This window comes from Rhodopseudomonas sp. BR0C11 (assembly GCF_010820945.1).
GTDB lineage: Bacteria > Pseudomonadota > Alphaproteobacteria > Rhizobiales > Xanthobacteraceae > Rhodopseudomonas > Rhodopseudomonas palustris_H.
Genome location: NZ_QTKI01000299.1, coordinates 1 through 6,167, shown reverse-complemented (window position 1 = coordinate 6,167; position 6,167 = coordinate 1). Strand labels below are relative to the sequence as shown.

The window sequence follows — 6,167 nt, the reverse complement described above, 5'->3', positions numbered from 1 at the left end:
CTTCGGTCCTCGCCAGCAGCGCGATCTGGCGCTCGGTGTAGGCGATGCTCTCGTCGAACGACATCGCGGCGATGGCGCGCATCGCGTATTTGCCGCGGCGGATTGCGGTCGGCGATTTGTCGGTGAGCCGCTTCGCCAGCCACTCGACCTTGGCGTCGAGTTCGGCGGCCGGCACCACGTAGTTCAGCAATCCGGCCTCTCGCGCCGTCGCCGCATCGAATGGCTCGCCAGTCAGCGACCATTCGGCAATCAGGCGCCGCGGCGCGATGTCCTGCAGCAGGCTCATGACCTGCATCGGGAACACGCCGACCTTCACCTCCGGCAGGCCGAACACAACGTTGTCGGCCGCCACCGCCATGTCGGTCATGCACAGCAGGCCCATGCCGCCGGCCATGCAGGTGCCGTTGACGCGGGCGATCGAGGGCTTGGTCGCGTTCTGCGCCAATCGCAACAGATCGGCGTAGTCGACATTCGGCTTGGAGAAATCGAACGAGAACGCCGCACCGGTCGATTGCAGGTCGGCGCCGGCACAGAACGCCTTGTCGCCGGCACCGGTGAGCACGATCACCCGCACCTCGGCGTCGTCGTGCGCCTGCTTCCAGCCGCGGGTGATGCCCTCGACCACACCGGCATTGATGGCGTTGCGCTTGTCGGGACGGTTGATGGTGATCCAAAGCGCCTGATCGCGCTTTTCGATGATTACGACGTCGTTGCTCATGGTCGCATGTCCTTAAGCCGTCATTGCGAGGAGCGAAGCGACGAAGCAATCCAGCTCCGAGCGCGGAGCCTCTGGATTGCTTCGCTTCACTCGCAATGACAGGGCATGTTTCATGACGGGCATGTTTGGTGCTCAAACTCACGTCGCCGCTTCGATCTCGGCGACGATGCGGCCCGCGGTGACCTGCTCGCCTTCGGCGACATCGATCGTGATGATGCCAGAGCCAGGCGCTGTGTGCACGTGCTCCATCTTCATCGCTTCCAACGTCAGCACCGGTTGGCCCGCCTCGACGCGGTCGCCGGCTTTGACCAGCACCGCGACGACGCGGCCGTTGAGCGCCGCGCGCAGCTTGCCGTCGCCGCCGCCACGCGCCGCACTTTGCGGCGCCGCGCGGGTCAGGTCGACGACGCTGTTCTGAACGCCGAGGCGCTGCACGAACAGCCGGTCGCCATCGCGGTGGAACACCGCAAACTCGCCGAGACCTTTGGCCTGGAAGCGGATGCCGCCAGCGGACAGTTCCTCGATCACAAAGCTGATCGATTGCCCCTCCTGGCTCACGACGTAGCTGCCGTCGCGTTCACGCACCACCTCGCAAGCCTTCTCCGCGCCGTCGAGCTCGAACTTGAGCCGGGTCGGAAACACCGCCGCGAGCGAACGGCCGGGCCGATGCGGTGACGCGTAGCGATCGGTGACGTAGAGCAACAGCGCCGCGACCGCAGTGGCCGGCACTGCATCATCCGGCAGCGACCGCACCAATTCGTCGCGATGCTGCGCGATGAATGCCGTGGTCGCCTCCCCGGCGGCGAATACCTTGTGACGCAGGCATGCGGCGAGGAAGCCGCGATTGGTGGTGACGCCGAATGCGATGGTGCCGTCGAGGCCGTGGATCAGCTTGCGCCGCGCTTCATCGCGGCTGGCGCCGACCGCGATCACCTTGGCGATCATCGAGTCGTAATACGGCGGGATCTCCGCACCCGATTGCAGCGCGTGCTCGACACGCAGTTCGCCCGGCATCCGCCACAGCGCCATCCGGCCCGACTGCGGCATGAAGTCGTGGTCGGCATCCTCCGAACACAGCCGCACCTCGATGGCATGGCCCTTGAACGTCACGTCGTCCTGGCGCAGCGGCAACGGCTCGCCGGCGGCGATGCGGAGTTGCAGTTCGACCAGATCGAGCCCGGTGATCGCCTCGGTCACCGGATGCTCGACCTGCAGGCGGGTGTTCATCTCCATGAAATAGAAGTTGCCTGCGGTGTCGAGCAGGAATTCCAGCGTGCCGGCGCCTTCGTAGCCGATCGCTTTGACGGCATTCACGGCAACAGTGCCCATCTGCTCGCGCAATGCCTCTGACACCGCCGGCGACGGCGCCTCCTCGATCAGCTTCTGGTGGCGGCGCTGCACCGAGCAGTCGCGCTCGCCCAGATGAATCGCGGCGCCATAGCGATCGCCGAACACCTGGATCTCGATGTGGCGCGGCTGCAGGATCGCACGCTCCAGGATGACGGTCGGATCGCCGAACGCGCTTTGTGCTTCCGAGCGCGCGCTGCGCAGCGCATCGGGCAGCGCCGCAGCGTCCTGCACCAGCCGCATGCCGCGGCCACCGCCGCCCGCCACCGCCTTAATCATGATCGGAAAACCGATCCGCTCGGCTTCGCGGATCATCGCAGCGTCGCTTTGATCTTCGCCCTGATAGCCCGGCACGCATGGCACACCGGCCTTCAGCATGATCTCTTTGGCACCGGCCTTGTTGCCCATCGCGGCAATCGATTCCGCCGACGGTCCGATAAAGACCAGCCCCGCGTCGCGACAGGCCGCGGCGAAGTCTTCATTTTCAGCGAGGAAGCCGTAGCCTGGATGCACCGCGTCGGCGCCTGCCGTCTTCGCTGCTTGGATGATCGCCGGAATGTTGAGATACGACTGTGACGGCTGCGCACCGCCGATCGCTACTGCTTCGTCCGCGGCGCGGACATGGGCGGCGTCGGCATCGGCATCGGAATACACCGCGACCACGCCATAGCCGAGCCGGCGCGCGCTGCGCATCACCCGCAGCGCGATCTCACCGCGGTTGGCGATCAGGATCTTGGAGAAAGGCGTCAGCTTCAACATACGGGTCACACTCATGGCCGGGACACCGCGAACTGCATGCGCTGCGGCTCGCGCGCTTCGCTCTCGCGGCAGATCGCCAAAACTTCGGCGAGCACCGCGCGGGTGTCGCGCGGATCGATCACGCCGTCGTCGAGCATCCGGGCCGAGGTTGCGAACACGTCCATCTGGCCGTTGAACACCGCGGTGATGCCGGCCTTCATCTGATCGAGCTTGTCGCGATCGACCGGCACGCCCTTCCGCGCCGCGCCGGCTTCGGCGACGATCGCCATGGTCTCTGCGGCCTGCTCGCCGCCCATCACGGCGGTCTTGGCGTTCGGCCACGAGAAGCAGAACCGCGGATGGAAGCCGCGGCCGCACATGCCGTAATTGCCGGCGCCGAACGAGGCGCCGCAATAGATCGTGATCTGCGGCACGGTGGCCGAGGTCACCGCCTGGATCATCTTGGAGCCGTGCTTGATCATGCCGGCTTCTTCATAGGCGCGGCCGACGATATAGCCGGTGGTGTTGTTGAGATACAGGATCGGCGTCTTCGACTGGCAGCACGCCTGGATGAAGTGCGTCGCCTTATTGGCACCGGCGGGATCGAGCGGGCCGTTATTGGTGATGATACCGATCGCCATGCCGGCGATCCGCGCCTGGCCAACCACCGTAGCGGGACCATAGTTCGGCGACATCTCGGTGAAATCGGACTCGTCGACGATCCGGGCAATCACCTGTCGCATATCGACCGGGCGCTTGTGATCCATCGGCATGATGCCGAGCAGTTCCTCGGGATCATACAGCGGCGGGTGATAGGTCGCAGGATCCGGCCCTGGGCCGGAGCGATCCCACGGCAGCCCGGCCATGATGTCGCGCGCAATCCGCAGCGCGTCGCGATCGTCTTCGGCGAGGCAATCGCCAAGGCCGGAGATCGAGGTGTGCATCTCGGCGCCGCCGAGTTCTTCCTCGGTGGCGATCTCTCCGGTCGCAGCCTTGAGCAACGGCGGGCCTGCGAGAAACGCCCGGGTCCGGCCACGCACCATCACGATGTAGTCAGACAGGCCGGTCTGATACGCGCCGCCCGCCGTGGACGAGCCATGCGTCACCGTCACCACCGGCAGCCCGGCGGCGGACATCCGTGCCAAATTGCGGAAGATGTTGCCGCCGCGGACGAAGTCCTCGACTCGGTAGCGCAGCAGATTGGCACCGGCGCTCTCGACCAGCTGCACGAACGGCAGCTTGTTCTCCAGCGCCAGCTCCTGAATCCGCAACGTCTTGTCGAGGCCGAACGGCTGCAGCGCACCGGCATCGATGCCGGAATCGTTGGCGCTGATCATGCCGAGGCCGCCGATCACGCCGCCGCCGGGCACGCTCTTGTCGGCGTTGGCGGTGTCGAACATGTAACCGGCGAGCGTCGACAGTTCGAGGAACGGCGTGCCGGGATCGAGCACCAGCGCGACGCGCTCGCGTGGCAGCAATTGCCCGCGCTTGTGGAAGCGCTCGGCGGAGGCGGAAGACAGCGTCCGCGCCCTCGCCTCCAGCATCCGCATCCGCTCGATCAGCGCCAGCATGCCGTCGCGATTGGCCCTGAAGCCCTCACTCCCCGGCGCTACGGTGGATTCGATGATTGCCATTCACGCTTCCCTTAGTCGTTTCCGTCATTCCGGGGCGCGACCGCAGGTCGCGAACCCGGAATCTCGATGTGTTCTGAACCTCGGGATTCCGGGTTCACGCCGCGTCGCGGCGTGCCCCGGAATGACGGTGAATCACCCCGTCTGCCCGAGCATGAAGTGATCGGTGAACGCATTGCGCAGCTCGACCTTGCGCAGCTTGCCGGTCGCGGTCATCGGCATTTCGTCGACGATGCGCAGCAGCTTCGGCACCTGGAAGCCGCCGAGATGCTTCTTGCAGTGCTCGATGATCTCGGCCTCGGTCGCAGCCGCACCGGGCTTGAGCTTGACGAAACCCGACACCGCCTCGCCCCATTGCGGATGCGGCAGGCCGACCACCGCCGCGTTCATCACCGCAGGATGCGCCAACAGCGTCTCCTCGATCTTGATCGACGCAACGTTCTCGCCGCCGGACTTGATCATGTCCTTCTTGCGGTCGAGGAACAGCACCTCGCCATGTTCGTCGATCAGCGCCAAGTCGCCGGTGTGATGCCAGCCGAACTTCCGCGCCGCTTCGGTGGCATCCGGGTCCTTGTAATAGCCCAGCATCACGTTGGGACCGCGATGCACGATCTCGCCGACCTCGCCGACGCCGAGCAGATTTCCGGAATCGTCCATGATCGCGGTTTCATTGACGATCGTGGATTCGCCCCAGTAATTGCCAAATCGTGCGAGCTGGCGGTCCGGCTGCGACATCGTCGTCGCCGGATACATCTCGGTCTGCCCCGAGGGCTGGACGAAGGTCGGGCACAGCTCGGCGATGGCGCGCTCGAGCAGTGGCCGCGGCATCGGCGCCATGGTGTAGATGCAGCAGCGCAGGCTGGAGAGATCGAACTCCTTGCGCCGCGGATGATCGAGGATCACCTGGTACATCAGCGGCAAGCCGATGAACACGGTGAGCTTATCGCGCTGGATCGCCTCCATGCAGGCGACCGGATCGAAGCCGCGCATGATCGCCATCTTGCCGCCGACGATCAGATAGCTCAGCAGCAGCACGTGGGCGGCGCAGTGGAACAGCGGAAACTGCCCGGTGATGCCGTCCTTGCGCGACAGCTGCATCTCGATCGCGTTGCTCATCACCGCCATGGTGACCGCGAGATGGCAGTGCATCGCGCCCTTCGGCCGCGAAGTGGTGCCCGAGGTATAGATGATCATCGCCAGATCGCGATCATCGAACGCCACGTCAGGCTCGATCTCGGACTGGCCCTCGATCAGCTGATCGAACACTGGAAGGCCGGTGTCGGCGGCCTTGCCGGCCAGGTTGATCGCGATCAGGTCGATGCCGCGCGCTTCCAGGGCAGCGCGGCGCTCCGGCTGGCCGTGCAGATTGTCGTCGATCACCGCGACCTTCACGCCGGCGTGGTCGAGGATGTAGCCCATGTCGTCGGGGCCGAGCATGGTGTTGATCGGCACCCAGACGAGGCCGGCGCGGTGAATGCCGAACAGCGCTTTGACGAACTCGATCGAGTTGTTGCAAACCGTCGAGATCTTGGCGCCCGGCTTCAGCCCGCGCGCCACCAGCGCGTTGGCAAAGCGGTTGGCGTCGCGTTCGAGCTCGGTGTAGGTGACGCTGCGGCCACCGTCGGTGAGCGCGACGCGGTCCGGAAACCGCCGCGCCGATTTGCGCAAGATATCGCCGATCGCCACGCGGCCGATCCGCCCCGGTCCCGGCACGCCGCCGGTCGCTTCAAGAC

At 65.7% G+C, this 6,167-nt stretch carries 4 protein-coding genes; all 4 read right to left on the bottom strand.

Features of this window, described 5'->3' with window-relative positions; genetic code table 11:
• On the bottom strand, nucleotides 1-718 hold a 718-nt coding region (locus DYI24_RS19285), incomplete at its 3' end, for an enoyl-CoA hydratase/isomerase family protein (protein WP_164573456.1).
• A gap of 138 nt (nucleotides 719-856) precedes the next feature.
• A complete protein-coding gene (locus DYI24_RS19280) occupies nucleotides 857-2,839 on the bottom strand; it encodes an acetyl-CoA carboxylase biotin carboxylase subunit (protein WP_246701306.1) in 1,983 nt (660 codons plus the stop codon).
• On the bottom strand, nucleotides 2,836-4,437 hold the full coding sequence (locus tag DYI24_RS19275) for an acyl-CoA carboxylase subunit beta (protein ID WP_164573455.1): 1,602 nt from the start codon (nucleotides 4,435-4,437) through the stop codon (nucleotides 2,836-2,838). Before DYI24_RS19275 ends, DYI24_RS19280 begins: the two co-directional genes overlap by 4 nt.
• Before the next feature lie 132 nt (nucleotides 4,438-4,569).
• A partial coding sequence (locus tag DYI24_RS19270) for an AMP-binding protein (RefSeq protein ID WP_164573454.1) occupies nucleotides 4,570-6,167 on the bottom strand: 1,598 nt, incomplete at its 5' end.

Coding starts and splice junctions, on each gene's coding strand:
- DYI24_RS19280 (WP_246701306.1), bottom strand. CDS start 2,839: ATGAGTGTGACCCGTATGTTGAAGCTGACGCCTTTCTCCAAGATCCTG.
- DYI24_RS19275 (WP_164573455.1), bottom strand. CDS start 4,437: ATGGCAATCATCGAATCCACCGTAGCGCCGGGGAGTGAGGGCTTCAGG.